22 protein-coding genes are annotated in these 24290 nt (G+C 46.6%); 12 read left to right on the top strand and 10 right to left on the bottom strand.

Features of this window, described 5'->3' with window-relative positions:
- Positions 1–112: 112 nt before the first annotated feature.
- The gene (locus QWZ01_RS11260; protein WP_290323424.1) at positions 113–265 is read left to right on the top strand and encodes a hypothetical protein; all 153 of its coding nucleotides are present in this window, start codon (positions 113–115) and stop codon (positions 263–265) included.
- Here QWZ01_RS11260 and pckA read toward each other — a convergent pair.
- Genes pckA through QWZ01_RS11245 form a run of 3 tightly spaced genes read right to left on the bottom strand, consistent with a single transcriptional unit; the run spans position 235 to position 3624 of the window.
- Positions 235–1788, bottom strand: coding sequence for a phosphoenolpyruvate carboxykinase (ATP) (gene pckA, locus QWZ01_RS11255; RefSeq protein WP_290323423.1), 1554 nt, complete (start codon positions 1786–1788; stop codon positions 235–237). The genes QWZ01_RS11260 and pckA overlap by 31 nt on opposite strands.
- Positions 1769–2623, bottom strand: coding sequence for a sigma-70 family RNA polymerase sigma factor (locus QWZ01_RS11250; RefSeq protein WP_290323422.1), 855 nt, complete (start codon positions 2621–2623; stop codon positions 1769–1771). Before QWZ01_RS11250 ends, pckA begins: the two co-directional genes overlap by 20 nt.
- Positions 2620–3624: an NAD-dependent epimerase/dehydratase family protein gene (locus tag QWZ01_RS11245; protein WP_290323421.1), complete on the bottom strand. Its 1005-nt coding sequence runs from the start codon at positions 3622–3624 to the stop codon at positions 2620–2622. The genes QWZ01_RS11250 and QWZ01_RS11245 overlap by 4 nt, the downstream gene beginning before the upstream one ends.
- Before the next feature lie 381 nt (positions 3625–4005).
- Between QWZ01_RS11245 and fbp the strand changes: the two genes are divergently transcribed.
- The 4 genes from fbp to QWZ01_RS11225 all read left to right on the top strand — a co-directional run bounded on the left by fbp (position 4006) and on the right by QWZ01_RS11225 (position 7317).
- Positions 4006–5040: a class 1 fructose-bisphosphatase gene (gene fbp / locus QWZ01_RS11240; protein ID WP_290323420.1), complete on the top strand. Its 1035-nt coding sequence runs from the start codon at positions 4006–4008 to the stop codon at positions 5038–5040.
- Between the two features lie 5 nt (positions 5041–5045).
- A complete protein-coding gene (locus QWZ01_RS11235; RefSeq protein WP_290323418.1) occupies positions 5046–5519 on the top strand; it encodes an Lrp/AsnC family transcriptional regulator in 474 nt (157 codons plus the stop codon).
- Positions 5520–5978: 459 nt separating this feature from the next.
- Positions 5979–7073 (top strand): S1/P1 nuclease, encoded by a 1095-nt coding sequence (locus QWZ01_RS11230; RefSeq protein ID WP_290323417.1) that lies wholly within the window; start codon positions 5979–5981, stop codon positions 7071–7073.
- 1 nt (position 7074) lies between these two features.
- Entirely contained in the window at positions 7075–7317 is a 243-nt protein-coding gene (locus QWZ01_RS11225; RefSeq protein ID WP_290323416.1) for a hypothetical protein, read from the top strand.
- A gap of 502 nt (positions 7318–7819) precedes the next feature.
- Here the strand turns inward: QWZ01_RS11225 and QWZ01_RS11220 are convergent.
- The 4 genes from QWZ01_RS11220 to QWZ01_RS11205 all read right to left on the bottom strand — a co-directional run bounded on the left by QWZ01_RS11220 (position 7820) and on the right by QWZ01_RS11205 (position 12399).
- Positions 7820–8326, bottom strand: coding sequence for a hypothetical protein (locus tag QWZ01_RS11220; protein WP_290323415.1), 507 nt, complete (start codon positions 8324–8326; stop codon positions 7820–7822).
- A 207-nt stretch (positions 8327–8533) separates the two neighbouring features.
- Positions 8534–9319 (bottom strand): hypothetical protein, encoded by a 786-nt coding sequence (locus tag QWZ01_RS11215; protein ID WP_290323414.1) that lies wholly within the window; start codon positions 9317–9319, stop codon positions 8534–8536.
- Between the two features lie 10 nt (positions 9320–9329).
- Positions 9330–10637, bottom strand: a complete 1308-nt coding sequence (locus tag QWZ01_RS11210) for a hypothetical protein (RefSeq protein WP_290323413.1) — start codon at positions 10635–10637, stop codon at positions 9330–9332.
- 10 nt (positions 10638–10647) lie between these two features.
- Positions 10648–12399, bottom strand: a complete 1752-nt coding sequence (locus QWZ01_RS11205; RefSeq protein ID WP_290323412.1) for a hypothetical protein — start codon at positions 12397–12399, stop codon at positions 10648–10650.
- Positions 12400–12612: 213 nt separating this feature from the next.
- Here QWZ01_RS11205 and QWZ01_RS11200 point away from each other — a divergent pair, with 213 nt between their 5' ends.
- From QWZ01_RS11200 to QWZ01_RS11185, 4 genes are all read left to right on the top strand, one after another.
- Positions 12613–13248, top strand: a complete 636-nt coding sequence (locus QWZ01_RS11200) for a hypothetical protein (RefSeq protein ID WP_290323411.1) — start codon at positions 12613–12615, stop codon at positions 13246–13248.
- Positions 13249–13345: 97 nt separating this feature from the next.
- Entirely contained in the window at positions 13346–13885 is a 540-nt protein-coding gene (locus QWZ01_RS11195; protein ID WP_290323410.1) for a hypothetical protein, read from the top strand.
- A gap of 32 nt (positions 13886–13917) precedes the next feature.
- Positions 13918–14673, top strand: a complete 756-nt coding sequence (locus QWZ01_RS11190) for a sensor histidine kinase (protein ID WP_290323409.1) — start codon at positions 13918–13920, stop codon at positions 14671–14673.
- Complete coding sequence (locus tag QWZ01_RS11185; protein ID WP_290323407.1) at positions 14663–15292, top strand: response regulator transcription factor; 630 nt, start codon at positions 14663–14665, stop codon at positions 15290–15292. The genes QWZ01_RS11190 and QWZ01_RS11185 overlap by 11 nt, the downstream gene beginning before the upstream one ends.
- A gap of 139 nt (positions 15293–15431) precedes the next feature.
- Here QWZ01_RS11185 and QWZ01_RS11180 read toward each other — a convergent pair whose 3' ends face one another.
- The 3 genes from QWZ01_RS11180 to QWZ01_RS11170 all read right to left on the bottom strand — a co-directional run bounded on the left by QWZ01_RS11180 (position 15432) and on the right by QWZ01_RS11170 (position 17847).
- Positions 15432–16037, bottom strand: coding sequence for an SOS response-associated peptidase family protein (locus QWZ01_RS11180; protein ID WP_353959397.1), 606 nt, complete (start codon positions 16035–16037; stop codon positions 15432–15434).
- A 138-nt stretch (positions 16038–16175) separates the two neighbouring features.
- Positions 16176–17429: a Y-family DNA polymerase gene (locus QWZ01_RS11175; RefSeq protein WP_290323405.1), complete on the bottom strand. Its 1254-nt coding sequence runs from the start codon at positions 17427–17429 to the stop codon at positions 16176–16178.
- The gene (locus tag QWZ01_RS11170; RefSeq protein ID WP_290323404.1) at positions 17413–17847 is read right to left on the bottom strand and encodes a LexA family protein; all 435 of its coding nucleotides are present in this window, start codon (positions 17845–17847) and stop codon (positions 17413–17415) included. The genes QWZ01_RS11175 and QWZ01_RS11170 overlap by 17 nt, the downstream gene beginning before the upstream one ends.
- A gap of 204 nt (positions 17848–18051) precedes the next feature.
- On the opposite strand from QWZ01_RS11170, the gene QWZ01_RS11165 reads away from it, so the two are divergent.
- From QWZ01_RS11165 to QWZ01_RS11155, 3 genes are read left to right on the top strand one after another with little or no spacing between them, the layout of a single operon-like run.
- The gene (locus QWZ01_RS11165) at positions 18052–18768 is read left to right on the top strand and encodes an ImuA family protein (RefSeq protein WP_290323403.1); all 717 of its coding nucleotides are present in this window, start codon (positions 18052–18054) and stop codon (positions 18766–18768) included.
- 18 nt (positions 18769–18786) lie between these two features.
- Positions 18787–20268: a Y-family DNA polymerase gene (locus tag QWZ01_RS11160; RefSeq protein ID WP_290323402.1), complete on the top strand. Its 1482-nt coding sequence runs from the start codon at positions 18787–18789 to the stop codon at positions 20266–20268.
- Positions 20268–23471 (top strand): error-prone DNA polymerase, encoded by a 3204-nt coding sequence (locus QWZ01_RS11155; protein ID WP_353959396.1) that lies wholly within the window; start codon positions 20268–20270, stop codon positions 23469–23471. Before QWZ01_RS11160 ends, QWZ01_RS11155 begins: the two co-directional genes overlap by 1 nt.
- The last annotated feature ends 819 nt before the right edge of the window (positions 23472–24290 follow it).

The raw sequence follows: 24290 nt of genomic DNA, 5'->3' as shown, positions 1-24290 counted from the left end.
ACGCCCTTTCTTGGTAACCGGAAGCAGATTTAGAGCAACCGTAGAATTATTTTCCTGTCGTTCTTCCTGAAAAATCCCGGGAAAAGGTTTACCAGGTTGATCAATCACCTGATTGACCAATGACAATAGCTCAGGGCACGAGATCATACAGGTCATGGCTATAGACCATGACCTGGAATTAGATTTTATGTACCTGATCGCACTTCCTCCGGATGGCTTGCTTACAGATCACAATTACTCGTTGATCGAAACCCGTTTTTCATAAGAAATATTTGTCGTGAACTTATCAAGGAGCTGCATCGCCGCGGTTTTATAAGCAGACCTATTGGTCCAGGCATCTTCCGGATTTAACATTTCAGTAGGTACACCAGTGCAGCTATCAGGTATAAACAAACCGAAAACTTCGTGTCGTTTAAACGCAGTCATTTCGAGTTCATTGTCTAATATAGCGCGAACAATGGCGCGGGTGTATGCCAGTTTGATCCGTTCTCCCGTTCCGTAAGGCCCTCCGGTCCAGCCGGTATTGATCATCCAGACCCTTGATCCGTGAAGATCGATCTTTTTTCGAAACAGATCGGCATAATAGTCCGAGGCCAGCGGAAGGAACGGCGCACCAAAGCAGGCGCTGAAGGTAATTTGAGGCTCCCGGATACCGTTTTCTGTTCCGGCGACACGGGCGGTATAGCCGCATAGAAAATAATACATGGCCTGCTCTGCTGTGAGTTTACTCACCGGAGGCAGAACACCATAGGCATCACAGGTAAGGAAAAAGATATTTTTTGGAGGACCCGTCTGAGTATTTTGTATCGTGTTAGTAATGAAGCTTAGTGGATAACTTACCCTTGTATTTTCGGTTATGGCCCTGCTGGTGAAATCGATTGTAGTACTGCCCGGAAAAAAGGTCGTGTTTTCCACGAGTGCGCCGGGACGAACGGCCCTATAGATGTCCGGCTCTCCTGTTTCCGAAAGGTCGATGACCTTGGCGTAACAACCGCCCTCAAAATTAAAGATCCCCTCGTCGTTCCAGCCATGTTCATCATCACCGATGAGTGCCCTTTCGGGATCGGCGCTGAGCGTTGTTTTCCCGGTACCGCTCAACCCAAAAAACAGGGCGGTGTCTCCGGTACGGCCGATATTGGCACTGCAATGCATGCTCAGTACATTCTTTTCAAGCGGAAGCAGGAAATTCAGCACGGTGAAAACGCTTTTTTTGAGCTCGCCGGTATAACCTGAACCCCCAATCAGGACAGTTTTGTGCTGAAAGGATATGATGGTGAAATTTTGCCGCTGTGTGCCATGCACACCAGGTTGGGCCCGGAACCCGGGCGCCTGTACGATCAGCCATTCGGGTGTGAAAGCCTCCAGCTCCTGCCGGTCGGGAGGAATAAACATATTTGCCGCGAAATGATTCGATGAAGGGTTTTCGTTAACCACCCTCAGGCTGATACGACAAGACAGTTCGGCGCATACGAATGCATCTCTGATCCAAACCTCGGTTTTCTTATCCAGGTAAGCCAACATAGCATCACGGAGCGCAAAGAAAGAATCTTCGGAGATTGGCCGGTTAAACTTGTTCCAGTCAACCGTATTCCGGGTTATTGTGTCTGTGACGATATATTTGTCATCAGGACTTCTCCCGGTGAATTGCCCGGTTTGGATAACCAGGGCGCCAGTATCATTTAGCTCACCCTCCTGTCGCTGCAGGCATTGTTCGACTAGCTTGCTGGAAGGCAGTTGGTAATGTACGGTGTTTTTCCACCTGTTTAGGTTAGCTGTATTGACGGTCATAATCATTGATCTTCATATTTCGTAATTTACTCAGCGCGCTCAGCCGGATCTGGCGGATCCGCTCTTTAGTGAGCCCCATGTTCCTGGCGATCTCGGCAGGAATGATCTCGGCTTCACCGCCTATGCCAAAGGACATCTTAATCACGACCCGTTCTTTTTCATCCAGACAGGAGAGGAGCAGCCCCACCTCCCGGGTCGCGTCTTCGGTCATCAGTTGTAAGTCAGTCCGGTCTTCTGCATCGGTCAGTTTATCATAGGCGGAAAACTCATCCTCTCCCAACGTGGAGTCTAATGAATCGGTCCAGGTGGGTGTAGCTAACACGTCAGTTACCCTGGCCACAGGAATGCCGAGGTATTCGGCGATCTGGTCTGCGGAGGGCCGGAATTCCACTTGTTGTTCCACCACCAGCGCAGCCTTGCCGACCCTGTTGATCTCATGGATCTTATTCATGGGTAACCGGATCATACGCGCATGTTCCGTAAGTGCGGCCAGAATGCTTTGCCGGATCCACCAAACAGCATAAGAAATAAACTTAAAGCCTTTGGTCTCATCGAATTTTTGGGCGGCTGTGATCAGGCCGAGGTTACCCTCGCTAATCAGGTCCGTCAATGGTAAGCCGTAATGCTGGTATTTTTTAGCTACCGATACGACAAACCGCAGGTTGGTTTTGACCAGCCTGTCCAGTGCGGCTTTATCCCCCAGTTTGATCTGCCGGGCAATTGTTATTTCTTCATCAGCTTGCAGGAGATTCATCTTGCCGATATCCTGAAGATAGTATTCCAGTACCCGGCTCGAGCGATCTGTGATCGAGGGCGTAATATTCACTTCTCTCATGCTTCATCTACCCTGGTGAAGAAATAGTTGTCATCAAGCACGTAACTTTTAGCCGGTTCAGCCACCTGTGGGAATAGCTTATCCAGCATATCCTCTACCATTGTTTCCAGTCCAAATTCGGGTTGCCAGTCCCAGTCAGAACGGGCAAGGTCATCGCAGGTGCTGGCTGGCCAGGTATCGGCAATTGCCTGGCGACGATCGGGGACATAGCTGATCCCGAAACCCGGTACGCGTCTCCGAATGGCCTCGGCCAAGTCACATGGAGCAAAACTCATGGCACTGATATTATAAGCTGTCCGTACGCGCAACCTGTTGGCTGGCGCCTCCATTAAAGTTATAGCTGCCCTGACGGCATCCGGCATGTACATCATCGGGAGGCAGGTGTCCTCTGTCAGGTAGCATGTATATGAATTTCCCGTCATGGCCTGATGAAAAATTTCCACCGCGTAATCAGTCGTACCGCCGCCGGGTTTGGAGGAATGCGAGATCAAGCCCGGATAGCGAATACTCCGCACGTCCAGCCCGTATTGTTCAAAATAATAGTTGCAAAAGTGTTCGCCAGCCCGCTTACTGATACCATAAACGGTCTGAGGTTCCGTCAGGTCATGTTGAGCGCACCGGTGTTTCGGAGCACCCGGGCCAAATACGGCTATACTGCTGGGCCAGAATACTTTTTCAACACCTTGCAGTACGGCTACCCGCAGCACATTAAGCAGACCACCCATATTCAGTTCCCAGGCCGCTTTCATATCTTGTTCCCCCACTGCGGATAATATGGCGGCCAGCAGGTAGATCTGGGTGACCTTTTCGGCACAAATCAAGTGATTCAGCATGTCGCGGTCGAGGACGTTCAGCTGATAGTAGGAAGCATCGTCCCGGAGGGCTGGAAAACGGTCCGCGGCAATCACACTGGCTGCACCGTAACGGATTCTTAAAGCGGCGGTAAGTTCAGTGCCGATCTGTCCGCAGGCACCGATCACCAAGATCTTTACAGGTTTCATTTGGTTAATAAGTTGGTTTTGGTTTGATCAGGTTTTTAGTTTGCCTGAATGGAAGCAAAGGTTCACTTATTCAGTCTGACAAACTATAGGACGGTACTTATTAAGAAAACAAAGCTAAAAAAGGCGCTTTTTTTAGTTGTTCAGACTAAGCAGTCTTGATTTGGACACTAAATTCAAAAATAAAAGCTTTTTGTATTAATCTCTTCATGGTTGTATGAACTTTGTTCTGTGGGTATTTTACACTTAGTGTTATTGGTTATTCATTTATTATTAAAAATAATAAGGCTTTTTTTAGCTTTTTTATTTGTATATTAATTATTTATCTGCTTAAATTCGCAACGCCAATTATTGTAATAAATACGTACTTAATACACTAAGCCTATGCCTGAGTTTAAAACTTTGGGACAATTTATCATTGAAAAACAAGCTGATTTCCCATTTGCCAAGGGCGAGCTTTCGAGGTTGCTCCGGGATATTGGGATCGCCGCCAAGATTGTCAGCAGGGAAGTTAATAAAGCGGGACTTATGGATATCCTGGGTCATTCGGGGGCCGTTAATATCCAGGGCGAAAGCCAACAAAAACTCGATGTATTCGCCAACGCCCAGTTCATTTCGGCACTTAGAAGTGGCGAGGAATGTTGTGCCATTGCATCTGAGGAAGAGGAAGATGTCGTTGGCCTCGGCGGCAGCGGTGCACAGTACATCGTTGCGATTGATCCGCTAGACGGGTCCTCGAATATTGATGTGAATGCCCCGCTCGGAACGATTTTCTCTATCTACCGCAGGCTATCTGGTGACGGTTCAATAACGATGGAAGATATTTTGCAGCCGGGTGAAGCGCAGGTGGCCGCAGGGTATATTATTTATGGTTCTTCCACCATGCTGGTTTATACCACAGGCAAGGGGGTTAACGGTTTTACGTTAGATCCCTCGATAGGGGAATTTTGTTTGTCGCACCCGGATATCCGTACGCCAGCTGAGGGCCGCATCTATTCCATCAATGAAGGGAATTACATTCATTTTGCCGGAGGCGTGAAGCGGTACATTAAATTCTGCCAGGAAAAGGATGAACGGACATACCGGCCCTTCGATTCACGGTATATCGGTTCCATGGTGGCTGATCTGCACCGCAATCTGCTAAAAGGCGGAATCTTCATGTATCCGGCAACTGCTTCCTCGCCCAAAGGTAAGTTAAGGCTGCTATATGAATGTAACCCCATGGCATTTATCGTGGAGCAGGCCGGTGGCATGGCCTCGGACGGATTAACGCGAATCATGGAGCTGCAGTTAAGCGAACTGCACCAGCGCTCACCGATATTTATCGGCTCTGCACAAATGGTCAGACAGGTGGAAAAATTACTCGCCGGAAATGAGGTTCCGACATTCGAAGGCGTCGAAAATGGCTTAAAGTTTTGATCGGTATGCAAAATAAACAACTGGATAAAGCAGATCTGAAGATCCTGGAGTTGCTCCAACAAGATGGCAGGATGACGCACAAGGAGATAGGCTATCGCCTGAGCAAAAGCGTCACGCCGGTACATACGCGCATTAAACGACTGGAAGATGAAGGTTATATTAAGGGATATGTCGCCCTGGTGGATGCTAAAAAGGTGGGGCGCGGGCTGATCGGTTACACGCAGGTGTACCTGAAAGAGCACTCTCAGGAAGCCTTGTCGGCCTTTCAACGGGAAGTTGTTAAATTTCCGGAGGTGCTGGAATGTTACCACATGACCGGTGTTTTTGACTTTCTCCTTCGCATTGCGATCAGTGACATGGATGCCTATAACGTTTTACTCATGACTAAACTTTCCAAACTACCCGACGTGGGTAATATGCAGAGTTTTTTTGTGTTGTCTGCTGCCAAAGAAGAGACTGCTTACCCGGTCAGTCCCTGATCAGTTATAGCGGGGTGTAAATAAGAGGATGTCGGCGCGAAGAAAAAACTGATAGCCCCTCAATTAGAGGTACATGATGCATGTCGGTTGACTGGTGGGATATATCGTTGCAGTTACGGGTACACGGTATGGCATAACAGGATCCAAACTACGATAGCAGGGGTTTGGATCCGGTTAGTGGACTAGGTTTGCGAGGTCAGCGTTATCCCTGTGTTTACGCGACGCTAAAAAATCAAATTAATTCGTTTGTGCTAATAATTTTAGTATAGATGTTGCGAACATTGGCTTGTTCGGATGTATAATGAGGCTGTCTGGCGGTGGCTGAAGATGATATCTTTCGCGTAACAAAATGGCAACTGCTCGGAACCGTCAAAAATTAAACCACTTCATGAGTAGCCAGTTCAGGAATTGTTTTGCCAAAATTTTTAATTTAAAATATAACCCAATTATATTAGCCATATGAAGAAACTGTTCATTTTCTGCCTGCTTTGCATTTCTGTCGCCTTGATTTCCTGGGGGTTCAAAGGTCATCGTGCTGTGGCAAGTATTGCTCAAAAACATTTGACAAGTAATACTGCCTACGTGGTTTCCGCTTATTTAAAAGGTGAAAGTATGTCCGATGTGGCCACTTGGGCAGACGAAAACCGAAGTAGAACCACGGCACCATGGCATTTCCTAAACCTGCCCTTAGGATTAACCCGTGAACAGTTTGCCAAATTTGTCAGTGAAAGTGACAATAACGTTTATAGTGCGATCCTGAAAACGGAAGCAAGTCTGAAAGATGCCAATCTTACACCCGATCAGAAAAACGATGCTTTGAAATACCTTATTCACCTGGTGGGTGACGCTCATCAGCCCATGCATATCAGCCGTAAGGAAGATAAGGGAGGTAATACCATACAATTGCGTTTCGACAATAGGGGAACAAACCTGCACAGTCTGTGGGATAGCAAACTGATCGATCATGAAGGGTTGAGCGAAGCCGAGATTGCCAAAACGTATGACCTGGCTACCACTGCACAGATCAGGCAGTGGCAGTCGGACAGCCCGATGCAATGGATCTGGGAGAGTTACCAGATCAGCAGTGAATTATATGCACAGGCGAAGCCAGGACAGGTAATTGAGGATACTTATTACCAGAAATACATCCCGGTGATCAGGAAACGTATTGATCAGGCGGGTATACGCCTAGCTGGTGAATTGAATAAACTATTCAATAACGAACAGGTAAAGGCTGCGGCGATGGCGCCAGCTGCGGCTCCTCAGCATGAGAACGGTCCAGTCGCCGTGAGACTGGAAGATGTGAAGACTGCCTTGGGCAAAACAGTGAGTGTACAGGGTAAGGTCTTCAGTAGTAAGGATATTGGCAGTATGGTATTGGTGAATCTGGGGGCTGCCTATCCCAACCAATTGCTGACCATTGCATTAAAGGGTAATGCTAAAGTGCTGGGAAATCAGTTAAACAATAAAACGGTCACGGTAGAAGGGGAGGTGACCGATTACAAAGGGAAACCGGAAATTATCATCACAGACCCGTCCATGATAAAATTTTAATATGAACGGGCCGTTTACTATTACTGTGCTTTATCAGGGGGTAGATCATGAATTCAAAGCACGTTTTGAACGGATGGGATATACCCACCGGATTTCTGTCCTTATTGGAGAGTCAACATTTATTTTTGAACCGGATGAGGAAGGGGGCTACCGCGTGCTGAACCAACCGGGAGCTGAAAATAAGTCTGCTGATTCCGGCCTGCTGGGTATTGTTGTGGAAAAGCTTGTCGGATTAAATAGTTAATTATGTTTTGTGAAATATAACTTCGGCTTGGTAAACAGTAGCTTACGCTTGATAATCACTTGATCCGATTAGTAAATGTTTTGCACGACCGCTTCTGAGTTTATGTTCCGTAATTTGATGGTAATATGCCTTGATGATCCTTCCTGTATTGATATGCATACTTTTCAATCAGTACAACGTTGCCGGCGAAAACCAGCCGGGGCCGTTTTCGTTTTTTTCTTTAAAAGTTTATTGAATGATTGCGGGTATTTAAAGCCTAATTTATAAGCGATCTTCTCGGTGCTCAGACTGTCATATCTGAAGATGCTTTTCGACTTCTTAATCAACGTGAGATGAATATGCTCCTGCGTTGCTTCGATGGTGAGTAATTGAAGCATATCGGAAAGATAGCGGCGAAAAACCTTTTTCGAATTGATCGAAGAAGGCAAATTATAAAAAAGCTCCCCGGTTTAAAAGGAAGCTTTTTTATAATAACTACCAAATTTAGATGTATCGACTTTTCTTATTGATAAAGTACTCTTTGACTTTGAATTATTATCTTACCGGTTGGGAGCGTTAATCCATATTGACTTTTACTAACCTCTCCCAAATCTATCATGGAGTTGGGAGGTATTATGGCTACATTTTGGTATTGCCATTGTATAGCATTAAGCGAATTTAAGACAGTGATTTGGAAACCGAAGGTAATTCTTGCAGGGGTCGGATTCTGAATCACCAGCGTGTTAGAAGCTGAATTCGAACCGCACGATATTGCATTATAAGTTGTTACTGTTTGGCTAATATGAAAAATAGCCACCGGAAGACCGGGAAAAGCTGCTGTCGGGCTGTTGTCAAATCCATTGATATTTGCTGTAACGGTATTTGTTTTCGGTGTACAGTCAACCTGAGGTGTGGCAGGTACGGGATCATCGATTTTCTTGCTTCCATTGCAACCAGACATTGAGCACAAAGCAGTAAGCATGGCAATAGCGCAGTAAATCCTTACTGCATCTTTGATGAAATTTTTCATGATTAATTATTTATTGTAATTGAATAATACGTTGATTGACGACTAATAAATGCGTACGGAAAGTGGAATTATTTTATGTGAGGATTGATTTTTTGTGGTGCATAAATGAATCTTTATTAATTTTTGAATGATAGCGCGATACCCTCTATAGGTGAGAATGTCTGGCGGGCCAGAGGTGTTGATCGACAGCATGAAACGCTAAAATCATCAATATTTACACGCAATAATGTTGTGGTGCGTTTGGTCAAGTATGAAAATATTATTAAGCCCACAACTTACAATACCTTTTACACCTGAAATAATGATAGATAGGGTGTCATTTTTTTTAATCCCTAAGCCATCTTCTCCACTTACAATTAGTTGATTGTTTTTGTCAAAAGCAAACCCGTAAAGTTTTTGCTTATCGCTCAGGATAATTTTCCGGTCATTTAATTCATATATACTGTTTTTGTAGAGAAAGCATATTTTGCCATCGTTGTCAACTTGAACTTGTTTGATCAGTCCTTCAATCGTCATTAACCATTTGACTTTATTTCTGATCAAAATTCCTATTTTACTTGTATCGTTCGCACAGCCATATACATAGCATATATCGTTTTTGCTGACAATGTTATAAGCTCCCTTTGGCAGACTCAGAATAAGATATGGTTTAATCGGCGATTTGAATGAATTTTTGATGTAAAACAGCTGCGATTCTTTCTCTGTATTGGCAAAAACAAAGGCAGCAGTATCCTTGAGGATCGGCGCAAAAGATGTAAAATAATATTCCTTAGACGGCGGAATAAACCAGAATGAATTTTTAGGGTTATAAATTCCCCCGTTGAGTGAAAGAAAAACTTCATCAAAAGGACTGACGTACAGAGAGCCTGCCCGGCTTGTAGGACCGGGGTAACTAATAACCCTATATTCATTTCCTGTGAAAGAATTCTGCGCATTGGCTTCATTCAAAAAAGCCAGTGCCAAAATTAACAATATAAATTTGAGTGCTTTCATAATTGAATTTTTAACGATTAAATCCATACCAGGCAGCTGCACTTATTCCTATCCATACTGGAACAGCTAATGTAGAAAGTACTACACCGCCTCCGACAACGACTGCTACATCTCTAATATTTATCGGTTCGTTTTTCCTGAAATTGGTTTTAAGGAAGTGTGATGGACTCATTTCATCAAGTGTTTTTTGTATATCTGCACTGGAGAAATCATCTTCCCCAATTCTGTCTGTCAATCCGACAATGGAGTCAGCCTGCTTTATTGCTAACCCACCGGCGCTTTTTTGTATCCTTTGAATAATTGGGTTTGTTGCGCTATTGAGGGAGAAATAGGAATTTACTGTTGTTTCCGTAATACGTCCATCAGCTAAGTCTCCGACGGAGGATATGTTGTCAAAAAAGGAGCTTGCAGCATTGTACCCTTTTTTAAATGTTTCAGATAAATTGCTTCCATCTAAGATAGCATCTGCGAGTTCATCTTTTACGGTACCTGAATAAATCTCAGTAAGGTTATTCCCCAACAGCTCTCTGGATGCCGCTTCTTCGTAAGTTCCGCCATCGCTAAATATGGATTGATTTGCAACATTTGCAGGGTTGATTTTTTCCATAGAAACCGTATTCCCAATTATGCTCTGCGAGATGGCCGAACCTTGTTGCCCGATCTCATCAGCACTTTGCCTACGTTGTTCTATTTCGTCTGATTGCGAATTAACATAACTGGATACACTTTGACTGAACTTCTGTTGTTGCAGTATACGGTTTGCATCATCCCTTGCCTGTTCTTCCTTGGCATTTGCAGCGAGCTGCTGTTTTATCTGGTCTGTTTGCTGGCGCATCAATTCCTGTTGATGCTGATTCTGTTGCTGCACCTGCTGTTGGCTCTTCTCCATCTGTCGCTGCTGTTCCGTTTTTAAGGATTGTTGCTCCATAGTTTGTATTGCAGAACAGTCTTTTGATTTATTTTCAATCTGCTGTTCCAAGCTTGCAGTTTTCGATGAGTAGTCTTTCTGAGCTTGTTGATATGCTGCCGGCGGCGCTTCCACTACTTGTCCTTTTACATCTTTTATATGCTGATAAAAGTCAACTCCTCCTTTTTCAATCTGAGATTTGGATCGGTTGCATAAGCTGCAGAACAAGCCTTTTTTTAATTCTTCAATAACCTGCGCGTATTCGGCGTCAATAGCAGACTTTTTATCACTCAAATTCCGAAGCTCCTGCTGGCAGGACGTGCTCTTGTTGTTAATGGTGGCTGTTTGGCCGTAACCATAGCTTATTGTACTGCTTATCAGAAGTACCAAGCTAATTGAATAGCTGTTCATGTTATAAGTTTTATAGTCTTGAAATAGACGCTAAATCAGGATTTTCACCGATACTTTCTTTTACGGAAAGTGAGAATTCAATGCCGGCGAGCTTTTTAAAGATATCTCTAATCAATGCCTGCTGCTCCTGACCGGAGGCTGCAAAATATTTCGTTAGTGATTCTTTTATGATTGGCACATGTTCCGCGTACGCTAAAAATGCATCCTTCTTTTCTTTTGCCAGATCATTATCGCCAAGTTTTTTTACAAAATCAATTGCAAAAACCGGTGCTGCCACCGCTGATTCACCTTTATTTTCCTGCATTTGCCTGATAACCGTACCGTATATGTTATTAAACGCCAACGTTGCTTCTGAAGAGGAGGAAAGGGAGTTCATTTTGAAATCACTCACGATCGCAGCGTTATCTCCTGCAACGTTAAGTAACGACTGGGTTTCCGGCGAAAGGGTGCTTGCTCCGTTCAATCCATCGTTAGCTGCAGAAGCGGTGGCCATGACCACACTAGTCAGCGTATTCCAGAAAGCAGCTCGTTTTTGACTCCGTGCAGTGTAGGCGGTATTTTCGATTTTAACGAAGTAGGTGCTTACTTCGGTGCTGAGTTTCTTGAAAGCGTCATCTCTTTCAATTATTATGTTGGCCTTCGATAAATTATCAGTAAAGTCTTTCATGTAAATCGCATAATTCATTGAACTACTATAACCGAGGTTACTTTGGGCTTTTGCGATACCATCATATATTCTTGACTTTAAATAATAGATTAATTTAGGGGAAATGTTTGCTGCGTCACACATCGCCAGCGCTGAATGAAATGATTCGACGGCGGCGTCCGGATACCCTGCATCCAGAAAGTTTTGACCCGCCTGGAAATAGGTTAGGATGGTGCCCGATCTTTTCCACATTGGAAACGCAATTTTGCGACATGCAATTTTAGCCTTGTCATCAACAAACTTGGAATCAAAAAAGAAATGATTGGAATGGTTTACACCGTAAAGTCTTTGCACAATTTGCGCTTGATCGAGACTTTTCTGCGGGAAAAATTTGGGTGTCTGGAACAACAATGGAAGTTCCGGATGATTCTTCTCGATGTATTCTGAAATATCTTTGAATTTGAACTTGCTGCCTTTCAGTTCTTTCAATTCACTATACTCAGTTTGCGCGGAGGGACCGGTGTACATCATATAGATATCGGTTTTAAAATCGATTTCTGGTATATAATTAATAGCCGATGAATAAATGAATGTTCCTATATTGCCTATGTCTTTATTCACCAGATTATCCATCGGCTCGAAACTATCTGTTTTCTTCAACTTTACATTGTCAGAGTGGGAGGTGCCGGTAATTGCGAAAGTAAGTTGCTTGTAAACCTCTAATAAATCTTTCTCTCCGGGCCTGTCCCCTGCGGCGTCCTTCGGACTAATACGAACGGTTTTGAGCAAAGTGTTTTTTTGCCATACTTTTAAGTCTACGGCGTTTTTGCTGTAAATTCCTTCTACGTAATAGGATGTCAAGCCTCGTCTTAATGTCAGCACAGGATACATTTTCGCGCCATTTGCGGAAATTATTGGGTTATAGCTTAACAAATCATAGAATGAATATTGATAGGATAATTGTGAAGGAGTATCCAGTACCATTCCTAAGCCGATGGTGAGTTCTCCTTTCAAATTATCAATTGTATTATAGACTTCCTTTTCTTTTTTTTTCTGTGCGTAAACTGCTAGTGACAGAAAGAAAACTGTGACCAACAACAATCCATGTTTTTTCATTGCCTTTGAGATTTAGTGATTTAAGGATATTTATTATCACAAATCTCAGTATTCGGATCAGTGGATGCTAGGTGACTTTACTCGATTCTTCAGCCTCAGATTTCCTGATTTTTATATGGGAAATTTCACGGTATAAAAAGGGGAAATAACTCGTTGTGTATGTGGAAATATTTTCCCAAATTGTAGAAACCTTTAAAAAAAACTTTAACTATTATGGAAAAGCAAAATTTACAGATGAATGTTCAAGGATTTGATAATCAAGAGGAATTGATTTCTATTACTCGTGAACAACCTTTTTCTGACATCAAAAGCGGAAATCACTATGGCATGCCGGTTACTCCCTGCGCAGCGATAAATATGATTGCCAGGTTTAAGAAGCAAAACGATGTGAACGACCCACTTAATCCTCTTCGACAAGCCTATTGGTTTGAAATCAGCAAGGCTTCTGTATTTCGGGTTCTCTCACAGGAAAATTGTGAATATATCCGCCTTTACCTTGCTATACCTAATATCAATAAAGTTGACGCAAGCCTTTGTTTAGAGGGGACTGATGCCAATGGGAAAGTTTTAAAGAAGGAAGTTATGCTTGATATCGCGGAAAAAATGGGAGACTTAACTCAGTCGTTAGGCAGCGTGAGGCTTAATGAAAAAGCAATTTATGATACGCTAAATACACTTCCTCCAGTTACCGAGGAAAAGGTTAACCGGGGAATTGGCATCACTGATGAAGGAAAATCATTAGCTTCTTTTTTGGCGTTTTGGGAAACGAAAGAGAAAGAACATTTGGTACGGCAGGATATGAAGAGCTTTATGAGTGAATTTTACAATTATGTTGAATCTAAATTCTAGCGAACTTAAAGATATAGCCGTTTACAGTTATTATCTGATCCTGATTGAATGTTTCGTAAATAGCTTGTACTATTTACGAAACATTAAAATAAGGGTTTTGGCAACGCTACTATTTCTTTCTTGTCTGACGGAAATAATAGTGTTGATTTTGATGAGCTTGGGTATGCATTACTATGCTATTTACTTGATATTTTGTATTTTCGAATATGGACTAATAACACTTTTGTTAGCCTGGGATATACAAGAAGGGTGGAAACAAAAGATGATGTTCTGGTCTGTCGGTGTGTTTGCGATAGCCTGTTTGATATTTAGCCTCATGAAAAACAATTGGGAAGATCCACCTTCGGAGATATATGTAATTGAAGGCTTCTTAACAATTGTTTGGTGTTTATTTGCTTTGTGGGCAATGGAAGTAGATAAAAATAAGACCGTTTATCAACATTCCACATTTTGGTTTATCGTAGCTTTTTTTATTTATTGCCTTGGTACCATAACTTTTAATGGCATCAATAACTATTTACCCAGTACCCCCGAACGGCGAGTGCTATTTAGTGCGGTCAACGCTGGGGTAAATCTGGTATCTTATTCGATAATGCTTAATGGTTTTTTTTATTGCAAATGGGAGCAGTGTATCTGACAGTGGTTGTCGTATCATTAATTCTGCTAATCATGGCTTTTATGATTTTATATGCTGTCGTAAATTACAAAAATAAACAGCAGGAGTATCTAACGGAGAAAGAGGAAAAGAGAAAAATGAAGGAAGATTTCGAAAAAATATTGATGAAATCACAGATCGAAGTCAGAGAAACAACGCTGGCCAAATTAAGCAAAGAACTACATGATAATATCGGACAAATATTAAGTAGTGCTAAAATGCTGCTTGCCGTTGAAAATGGAAGTTTCAATATGACACCGCAATTGCTCTTGGAGAAGGAGGAAGCCTTGAAACTTGCTGAACAATATTTGGGAGAGGCGATAAATGAACTCAGATTATTGACAAAATCAATGGATGAAGATTGGCTCGAGCAATTTGATCTGATTAGCAATTTAGAAAATGAAATAAAACGGATAAATAAGGGAAAAAGCATTTTAATACTGTTTGAACATCCTGAAAAACTACCCCTTTCTCCTAAAAGACAAATCATATTATTTAGGATTATCCAAGAATCGCTGCAAAATGCGATAAAGCATTCCAATTGCAAGAATATCAGGGTAAGTATTGAATTTATAAGCGCAGTTATCAACCTCCTTATAAAAGATGATGGATCAGGATCAGACAGACAAGTATTTGTGGAGGGACAAGGCATCAGAAATATGACCTACAGAGCCAAGCAATTAGGCGGTGAAATTGCTTGGGATAATTCTAAGGGAGGATGTTGTGTTTTGATAAAAATCCCATTTAATGAAAATAGTCATGAAAATTAAAGTAGGTATTGTTGATGATCACCAGTTATTTCTCAGGTCACTCAGTCTGATGCTAAATTCCTCTCGTAACTACAAAGTTGTTATAGAAGCCACAAACGGTCAGCATCTTAAAGATAAAATATACGCTATTCCAGAGTTACCGGATATCATGCTGATTGATGTGAGTATGCCTGTAATGGATGGGCAGTCGACAGCCGCATGGATGAATAGAGATTTTCCTTCAATCAAACTCGTCGCTCTCTCCATGAACGATAAAGACATATTTGTGATCAATATGATCAAAGCAGGTTGCTGTGCATATCTTCTTAAAGATATTAGTCCGAAAGATTTTGAGACTGCGCTTGATGACGTCAGCACGAAAGGCTTTCATAATTCAGATGTTTGCAATGCGCGACGTTTAATGAAATATGAGGAGGGGGTTGTGAAGCTCACTGAAAATGAAAAGAAATTTCTTCAATATGCCTGTACAGATATGACCTATAAAGAAATTGCTAATCTAATGTTTTTGAGTGAAAGAACCATAGACGGGTATCGGGCAAGTATATTTCAAAAATTAAATGTCGAAACTCGAGTCGGCATGGCTATGGAGGCAGTTCGCAGAGAGTTAGTGAGGATATGAATTTATTTCCAGGATGGTCCTAATCATTGGGACTTTTAATGTCATTGGAAGTGCTTCGGCTACAAATGGCTTTAGGACTTCAGGTATAATTGTCCATTTTTTACCCGAAAAATACTCGATAAATATGTCGGCTGATCTATTATTGCCCCTGTCTGTGTACACTGATCTTTAAGTTTTCCGGAGGGCAGGGATGCTTTTTTAGGAAGCTCACCCTTTCCGGGCCGCTCAGGTGGGCATGAAGCCAGTGCCTGATGTTTTCACGCTCCAGGATCGCGGGCATGCGGTCATGTATCGCTTCGATCGCCGTATTGGGCGGTACGGTGATCATCAGGAAATTCGGCAGGAGCAGGCCTGTTCTGATGTCAAACCAGATATCCCAGAGCCCGGCGATATAAAAGGGTTTGCCGTCGGTCCGTTCAACCCGGTAAGTGATGTTCTGCGCCGCGTTATATTCAAAATAGCTTTGTACGCGTGCGACGCAATGTTTACGGCCGACGAGTTCTTTCCAGTCGGCTACGAAGGTAAGTGATTCAATACGGGCATGCTTCCTTTTGCTGTGGATCCGGTCGTCATCGAGTGTCAGCAGACCCCAGCGGAACAGCTGTACTTTGTCCGGTAGGGCATCGGTCACCACGGGCAGCATACTGCCCGGATTGCCGCTGGTGTTTTTGGAGGTATAAACGCTGCCATCTCGCTTAACGATCTTCATATCTTTTTGTTCGCCTATCTCAACGTGTCCGCACATGATTTATAAAAACATTTTAATGAATAAACGAATGAAATTACTAATTATTTAGCAATTAAAATAATTTATTACTTAAAACGATAAAATTATAGGAGATGATGGCACTTTAGGCGTGATGTGGGGAGGGATGCTGACTGATCAGAGGGCGGTCACGATATCCTTCCAGCTGGTGGTATATTGTTTGCTCAGGTATGCCTGTTTCATGGCCCATGACCGCTCAAAGCTGTCGGCGGCCAGCCGCAGGGTGCCGCGGCCGTAACGGTCATTGATCTCATCCATCAGGCTGGAGAGCTTTTGTTCCTGGCTATGCGTATAATTGCTGAAAAGGTTATACTGTACCTCGCCTTCGGGGATGATGCCGGTAGCCCGGACCCCGGTCTTTAAATACTTGTAGCCTGGTTGCCAGATCGCACGGATGGCCTGCAGGGCAACACGTGTCAACTGGTGTGTGTTATTGGCGGCAAAGGGCATCTTAACCGTGATGACAGGGTAGTGCTGATCGTGTTTGATATTATGCTTATTGGTGCGCAGGTAGATGGTTAGCTGCAGGGCCATGCTCTTCTGCTGGCGCAGCTTCAGCGCTACGGTAGCGGCATGCATGGAAACGGCCTCTTCCATGGCCTCCAGCCCGGTTTGATAGGTACTGAAACTCTGGCTGCTTTCTATACCCTTGGAACGTTCGGCTATATCCCTGATCGCATGACATGCTTTGCCCCAGAGTTCCTGGTGCAGCCGCCAGCCCTGCACGGTCATATGCTTCCGAACGAGATCAGGTTCAAGCTCGCGGAAATCATGGGCGGTTCTGACACCGAGAGCTGTCAGTTTTTGATAATATTGCAGGCCTACTCCCCAGACGTCTTCAATGGGGAAATCCCGGATGACCGTATCGATCTTTGCTGCGGTATCCAGGACAAGATAATTCCGTTTTTGCTTTTTGGCGGCTTTATTGGCAAGCTTGGCCAGTGACATGGTCGGGCCTACCCCTATGGTGATCGGCAGTCCCGTATGGCGCATCACCTCCTCGCTGATCTTTGCGGCATGTTTTTCAAGGTCCAGGTGCTCTATATTACCCAGCGCCAGGAAGGCCTCGTCAATACTATAGACCATCAGCATATAGGTGTAACGCGCTAAATTATTCATCAGCCTTGCGCTCATGTCCGCATATAGGGGGTAATTGCTGGAGAACATCACCGCCTGGTGTTCCTGCAAGAGTTTTCTCACCATAAACTCGGCATCGGCCATTTTGATACCGAGGGCTTTGGCTTCGTTACTGCGGGCGATGACGCAGCCGTCATTGTTACTGAGGACGACCACAATACGGTTTTCCAGCGCGGGGTTGAACAGGCGCTCGCAACTGACATAGCAGTTGTTGATATCAACATGCGCAAACACGGGCGTACCTCCCTATACGGTGCTGTGGCTGCAGGACGGGATTTAAGGTGAGCGTGACCACGCCCCAGCAGTTCCAGTTTTCCCCGGCCCCGATGATCAGGCAGTCGGAGGGGCTGTCGCCTTTCAGCTGCAGCTGACCGTCCCTGGGTACATACTCGCGCACAAAAAAATCGCCGTTGTGATAAAATACCACGATGCTGCCGCTTACCGGATTAAGCGTACGGTCAATGACCAGTATGTGCTCCTGCAGAATATGATAGCCGGTCATCGCCCCGCTGCCCATACGCATGTAAAAGGTGTTGTCCGGATCGATGACCATGATCTCGGTGATATCCAGTTCCGGTTCCTCGTAGCTTAGCATCGGCAGCCGGAACCCCAGTACATCCCGTTTTTGGCGGTGTTTACGTATTCGCAACATTTTTAATTACTAATTTAATTAGCAAATATAAAATTAAAAATTAGCGGATTTCCAAATGATTTTTTACTCTTTTTTGTTTTGAGTTGTTTTAATGTGTTGATTGATAATGATTTTATGGCGTTTTGTAGGTCTGTTTAAAATTAATTTTTCAGGTTTGATATATTGCTAATAATTTTAGTATTATGTTTGTAGTTGTTTTAAGATATGGAAAAGCGGCAACAGGTCATCAGCAAATTGCGGCAGGATTTACTTGCCTGGGAGGGTTATAAACCACCTGCCGGCGGCCGTTCAGCATTGTTGGGCCTTGGGGAGCTGGAGCAGGTTTTTCCAAATGGCGTTTTTCCGAAAAACTGCGTACATGAACTGGTTTGTGCCTCTATGGAACAGGCGGCGGCTTCGGGGGGCTTTGTGAGCGGGGTATTGTCCCTGCTGATGGGGACCGAAGGCGTCTGCGTCTGGATCGGGCGGGCCAGGCGCCTGTTCGCGCCTGCGCTTACCGGTTTCGGTGTAGCGCCGCACCAGGTGATCTTTATCAGTCTGCACCAGGATAAGGATACGCTGTGGGTGATGGAAGAAGCGCTGAAGTGCCCGGGCCTGACTGCGGTGGTTTGCGAGCTGCGGGAAATGGACTTTAAGCAATCGCAGCGTTTTCAGCGGGCGGTGGAACACAGCGGCGTAACGGGCTTTGTACTTCGGAACGCCGGTCAGTTAAGTGCTACGGCCAGCGCGGCGCGCTGGCAGATCCGGTCACTGCCCAGCAGCGGGCCGGATGGTTTGCCGGGCCTCGGGTTTTTATGCTGGCAGGTAGACCTGCTGAAAGTGAGGAATGGGAAAACGGGAAGCTTCCGGCTCTCCTGGCAGGATAAGCGGTTTGTTCCCCTGGCAGAAAGGGTGATCCGGGAAGAAAGGCAGGTAGGTTGAGTGATGCAGCGGCGTTTGATGTCGATATGGTTCCGGCACCTGCTGACGGATGGGCTGGCGCGGCGGCGGCCTGAACTGAAAGACCTGCCCTTTGTTTTGGCTGCAGTCGTCAGGAACAAGCAGGTCATCATAGCCGCCAGTGCTTTGGCCGAAAGCCAAGGTGCATCCGCAGGCATGGCTGTAGCCGATGCCCGCGCGGCGGTGGCTGAATTGGTGGTGCTGGATGAGCTACCGGGACAGGCGGCTAAATTGCTGCGCCTGATCGGCCTGGGCTGTATGTGTTATACGCCGCTTGTTTCCGTTGACCTGCCGGACGGTTTAATACTGGATATCTCGGGTTGCGCGCATTTATGGGGTGGTGAACGGGAATATCTGAAAACGATCGTGCAGCGCTTGCGGTCGGCAGGTTTTGATACCCGCGCGGCAATCGCGGATACTGCCGGCACGGCCTGGGGTGTAGCACGATTTGCACCAAAAGGCCCCATCATCCCCCCAGAGGGACAGTCGGCGGCTATCGCGGACTTGCCGCCGGCCGCTTTGAGGCTGGAACCTGAAACGCTGGACCTGCTGCACAAGCTGGGTTTCCGGGTGATCCGGCCCCTGCTGCAGATCGCTCCGCAGGCCTTGCGGCGCCGGTTTGGACAACAACTGCTCCTGCGGATAGACCAGGCACTAGGGCGAAAGGAAGAACATCGGGAACAACTGTTGCCGCCGCTGCCTTATACGGAACGCCTGCCTTCGCTGGAGCCGATCCGAACCCGCCCGGGTATGGAGATCGCTATCGAAAGATTACTGGAAGCGCTTTGCCTGCGCCTGCAAACCGAAGGACAAGGTATACGTAAGGCGGTGCTCAAGTGCCATCGTATTGACGGCCGTAAGGTGCAGGCAGGCATCACGACGACCAAAGGCTCGCACAGCGTTTCACACCTGCTCAGGTTATTTCAATTACAGATTGATAAGATCGAACCAGCTTTAGGTATAGAGCTGTTTGTGCTGGAAGCTATCCGGGTGGAAGCTATGGAAACAGTCCAGGAACAACTCTGGGCCAGTGCCCGCGGCCTGGGCAATACTGCGCTTGCAGAGCTCCTGGACCGGATAGCGGGCAGGGTAGGAGCTGACGTGATTCAGCGTTTCCTGCCATCGGAAAATCACTGGCCGGAACGCTCGGTTCGCCTGGCCGCTTCTTTAGCGGAACAGCCGGACGCGGCCTGGCCTGAACAGCCGAGACCCATTCGTTTATTGCCCGTACCTGAAGTGATCGAGGTCATGGCCCTGATACCGGATCATCCGCCGCGGATGTTTGTCCATAAGGGCCGCCGGCACCCTGTTGCCAAAGCCGATGGCCCGGAGCGCATCGGCCGGGAATGGTGGCAGGACAGCGGGGAACACCGGGATTATTATACGCTGGAAGACAGAGAGGGCTGCCGTTACTGGGTCTTTCGCTCGGGTCATTATGACGGCGGCGATGCGCGATGGTATTTACATGGTTATTTCTCCTGATGATGAATTACGCCGAACTACAGATCACCTCGAATTTTAGTTTCCTGCGTGGCGGCTCTCATCCCCATGAACTGGTAGAGCAGGCCGCCGCGCTGGGTTATTCCGCCCTCGCGATCACTGACCGTAATTCGCTGGCAGGTATTGTGCGGGCACACATGGCGGCTAAAGGTACGGGCATCCGGTTTATCCCGGCCTGCCGGCTGGACCTGGTGGACGGCAGCAGCTTGCTGGCTTATCCCCGGGATCTGTATGCTTATGCGCGCCTGTCCGCTTTGCTTACCCGGGGTAACCTGCGCACCGAAAAAGGTAAATGTGAACTTTATAAAGCGGATGTTTATGAGCATAGCGCGGATATCCTATTTGTGGCAGTTCCCCCTGACCGGCTGGACGGCAGGTTTGAGCTGGATGCGGGTTTTCTTCGCGATCTGGCGGAATACCGCAGGCATTTCGGAAGTTCCTTATACCTGGCTGCTTCGTTCAATTACATGGGTGAGGATGCCAAGCGTCTGTACCGCCTGGCGGAAACGGCCGTGCCGATGGTAGCTACCGGGGATGCCTGGTACCACGTTCCTGAAAGGCGGGAGTTGCAGGATGTGCTTACCTGCACGCGCGAGAAATGTACGATCCACACCGCAGGTTACCAGCTGCACCCCAACGCAGAACGTTTTTTAAAACCGGTTGATGAGTTATACCGGCTGTTCCGGGCCTATCCGGAAGCCCTCGTCAATGCGCAGTACATCGCAGATAGTTGTCATTTCTCACTCGATGAACTAAAATACCTGGAACCCGAAGAGGTATTAGTGGATGGGCTGACGCGTCAGCAGCGGCTGGAGAAGCTGACCTGGGAACGGGCGAAAGCGTGTTTTGGCGACCCGATCCCGGAAAAGCATCGCCGCCAGATCGAATTTGAGCTCGCCTTTGTCGAAAGGCGACGGCTGGCCTGGTATTTTCTGCGAGTATATAAGATCACGCAGCAGGCTGAAGACTGGGAGATCCTGCACCAGGGTCGTGGTTCGGCGGCAAACTCCACGATCTGTTTTTGCCTGGGTATTACGGCTATTGATCCCTCGAAGTTTCGCCTGCTGTTCTCCCGATTCATGTCTGAGGCGCGTGATGAATGGCCGGATATCGACGTGGATTATGAGCATGAGCGCCGGGAAGAGATCATCCAGTTCATCTACCGGGACTATGGCCGCGACCGGGCGGCGATCGTGGCCACGGTCACCCAGGAGCGGCACAAGGGCGCTATCCGTGACGTGGGTAAGGCCATGGGGCTATCGGAAGATACGATCAAACGTATCGGTGCCACGATCTGGGATTTTTACGAGGAGGGTTTTGATGAGCAACGCCTGCGCGACCAGGGCCTGAACCCGCACGATCCGCTGATCCGCAAGGTACTGGAACTGACCTGTCAGCTGATCGGCTTTCCGAGGCAACTCGGGCAGCATACTGGCGGTTTTGTGATCACGGAAGGTAAGCTGTCTCACTTTTGCCCGGTGCTGAACGCGCGCATGGCCGACCGCACACAGGTGGAATGGAACAAGGATGACCTGGAAGATCTGGGTATCCTGAAGATCGATGTGCTGGGGCTGGGTATGCTGACGATGATCCGCAAGGCGTTTGAGCTGGTATGGAAACATGAAGGACGCAAACTGACGCTGGCCAATGTGCCCCAGGATGATCCCCTCGTATACGATATGATCTGCAGGGCAGATACCATCGGTGTTTTCCAGATCGAGAGCCGGGCACAAATGTCCATGCTGCCGCGCCTTAAACCCCGGAAATTCTATGACCTGGTGATCGAGGTAGCCATTGTACGGCCCGGACCGATACAAGGCGACATGGTGCATCCTTACCTGCGTCGCCGCAACGGGGAGGAGCCGGTAACTTATCCCTCCAGGGAACTGGAGGAGATCCTGGGGCGGACGCTGGGCGTGCCCCTGTTCCAGGAACAGGCGATGGAGATCGCCATTGTCGCCGCGGGTTTTACGCCTGCCGAGGCTGACCAGTTACGGCGGAGCATGGCTTCCTTCAAGGCCAACGGCAAGCTGCATATCTACGAACGGAAGCTGGTGGAGGGCATGGTCGCCCGGGGCTATGAGGAGGATTTCGCGGTCCGGATCTTCAAGCAGCTGCAGGGCTTTGAGGGTTATGGCTTTCCCGAAAGCCATGCTGCCTCTTTTGCTTTGCTGGTCTACATTTCCTGCTGGCTGAAGTTTCATTACCCGGATGCGTTCTGCGCGGCTTTACTGAACAGTCAGCCGATGGGATTTTACCAGCCTGCGCAGATCGTTCAGGATGCGCAGCGGCACCAGGTACAGGTGTTGCCGGTGGACGTAAATTTTTCGGAATGGGATAATACGCTGGAGCACAAAGAGGGGAAATACCGGGCGGTGCGTTTGGGTTTTCGCCAGGTAAAAGGATTGCGGGAGGAGGATATGGCGGTATTGGTGGCCATGCGGGAGGAGGGCTACCGGCACATCGACCAACTGCGGTCAGCAGGCGTACCGGAAGCGGCGCTGGAGAAGCTGGCCGATGCCGATGCCTTCCGATCCTTGGGGGCAGACCGCCGGATGGCGCTCTGGGAAGTTTCCGCGCTGGCGGACCGCCCTATCGGTTTATTTGATGGGCGGGTGTCTGAAACGGTATTGGAGGATGCGGTGCCGCTGCCGCTGATGACCCGGGGAGAGCACGTGGTTCAGGATTATATTTCGACCGGGCTTTCGCTAAAGGACCACCCGGTACAGCTGATCCGTTCCCGGCTCTCGGCTTTACGCAATGTGAGGGTGATCGAGCTGGGGCGTTATCAGGATGGCGACCGGGTGCGCCTGGCCGGACTGATCACGGTACGGCAGCGGCCGGGTACGGCTAAAGGGGTGCTGTTTATGACGCTGGAAGATGAAACGGGCTCAGCCAATCTCGTGGTCTGGCAGCAGTTATTCGATACCTACCGCAAAGAGATCGTGCAGTCCAAACTGCTGATGGTCGAAGGTAAACTGCAGGTCGCCAACGGTGTCACGCATGTGGTGGTTCGAAGGTGTTTTAACCTGACGGCATTGCTCAATGCTTTAACCGAAAGCAATGGCGGGGCTTTACCGCAAACTCTGATGCGTGGGGATGAGACCACCAAACCTGTCAATTATGACGGGCGGTCGGGAGGATCCGCGGAAACCGCGATCCATAAAGGAAGGAATTTTCATTAAAACGTACCGATTATGTATTTTTTACGAGTCTTTGCGTCTGGAATCGTTTGATATTTGCCATCGAAATACCTGTTTCGTTATAGATAAGTTGCTCGTCTGTTGTCAGCTTACCCACATTTTGATGTTTTCCTGTGGATGATTTCCGATATGGGCTCCTGTCTGTTTTTTTATTTAACGATCGAAATGGTGCAAAAACCTGGAGTTTTCCCGGTTTTGAATGCCTTTATTCTTTAGTCACTATGATATCTTTCAAATTGCAGCTTGCCACAAAACTTGGTTCCTTTGGCTAATTCTATTTTTAAACTATATATATCATATTATAAATATATATCATAAGTTATAGGAGGCTAAAACTATGATTTAGATTCTGATGCAACCGGCAAAAAATAGTTTCTACACGCTACGATTTACAAGTCTAACCATGATGTTACATAACGTATATCTAAAATAACTAACTTTGCCTCAATATGTTGGAGTGCGAGTTAGGGATGACTGCCAGCATGTTAAGCCCCGGAGTTTTTCGGGGTTTTTGTTTTTTGCCTTCCATATAACCGATAAAACCGGCGCTTTTATTGCTGCCCGTGAGCTTATGATAGAAATATTTATTTCGCGGGCATCTGTATTACCGGTAGTTTTATTGGTATTCATCAGTGATGCAATTGACCGGCCGTTATCGCCAAGATGATACCGCGTGAGAACAAATTTGCGGTTCGTTTAATCAGTAATAACAGGCAATAATTAATTTTAGATGAATATGTCATTTTTATACCCTGTAAGATAGATTTGATATCCCTATGAAACTTGATTATAATCGTAATT

Source organism: Mucilaginibacter aquaedulcis (genome assembly GCF_030409325.1).
Taxonomy (GTDB): Bacteria; Bacteroidota; Bacteroidia; order Sphingobacteriales; family Sphingobacteriaceae; genus Mucilaginibacter; species Mucilaginibacter aquaedulcis.
This window is presented reverse-complemented; position numbering and strand designations above follow the sequence as displayed.

Coding starts and splice junctions, on each gene's coding strand:
- pckA (WP_290323423.1), bottom strand. CDS start 1,788: ATGACCGTCAATACAGCTAACCTAAACAGGTGGAAAAACACCGTACAT.
- QWZ01_RS11250 (WP_290323422.1), bottom strand. CDS start 2,623: ATGAGAGAAGTGAATATTACGCCCTCGATCACAGATCGCTCGAGCCGG.
- QWZ01_RS11245 (WP_290323421.1), bottom strand. CDS start 3,624: ATGAAACCTGTAAAGATCTTGGTGATCGGTGCCTGCGGACAGATCGGC.
- fbp (WP_290323420.1), top strand. CDS start 4,006: ATGCCTGAGTTTAAAACTTTGGGACAATTTATCATTGAAAAACAAGCT.
- QWZ01_RS11235 (WP_290323418.1), top strand. CDS start 5,046: ATGCAAAATAAACAACTGGATAAAGCAGATCTGAAGATCCTGGAGTTG.
- QWZ01_RS11230 (WP_290323417.1), top strand. CDS start 5,979: ATGAAGAAACTGTTCATTTTCTGCCTGCTTTGCATTTCTGTCGCCTTG.
- QWZ01_RS11225 (WP_290323416.1), top strand. CDS start 7,075: ATGAACGGGCCGTTTACTATTACTGTGCTTTATCAGGGGGTAGATCAT.
- QWZ01_RS11220 (WP_290323415.1), bottom strand. CDS start 8,326: ATGAAAAATTTCATCAAAGATGCAGTAAGGATTTACTGCGCTATTGCC.
- QWZ01_RS11215 (WP_290323414.1), bottom strand. CDS start 9,319: ATGAAAGCACTCAAATTTATATTGTTAATTTTGGCACTGGCTTTTTTG.
- QWZ01_RS11210 (WP_290323413.1), bottom strand. CDS start 10,637: ATGAACAGCTATTCAATTAGCTTGGTACTTCTGATAAGCAGTACAATA.
- QWZ01_RS11205 (WP_290323412.1), bottom strand. CDS start 12,399: ATGAAAAAACATGGATTGTTGTTGGTCACAGTTTTCTTTCTGTCACTA.
- QWZ01_RS11200 (WP_290323411.1), top strand. CDS start 12,613: ATGGAAAAGCAAAATTTACAGATGAATGTTCAAGGATTTGATAATCAA.
- QWZ01_RS11190 (WP_290323409.1), top strand. CDS start 13,918: ATGGCTTTTATGATTTTATATGCTGTCGTAAATTACAAAAATAAACAG.
- QWZ01_RS11185 (WP_290323407.1), top strand. CDS start 14,663: ATGAAAATTAAAGTAGGTATTGTTGATGATCACCAGTTATTTCTCAGG.
- QWZ01_RS11180 (WP_353959397.1), bottom strand. CDS start 16,037: ATGTGCGGACACGTTGAGATAGGCGAACAAAAAGATATGAAGATCGTT.
- QWZ01_RS11170 (WP_290323404.1), bottom strand. CDS start 17,847: ATGTTGCGAATACGTAAACACCGCCAAAAACGGGATGTACTGGGGTTC.
- QWZ01_RS11165 (WP_290323403.1), top strand. CDS start 18,052: ATGGAAAAGCGGCAACAGGTCATCAGCAAATTGCGGCAGGATTTACTT.
- QWZ01_RS11160 (WP_290323402.1), top strand. CDS start 18,787: ATGTCGATATGGTTCCGGCACCTGCTGACGGATGGGCTGGCGCGGCGG.
- QWZ01_RS11155 (WP_353959396.1), top strand. CDS start 20,268: ATGATGAATTACGCCGAACTACAGATCACCTCGAATTTTAGTTTCCTG.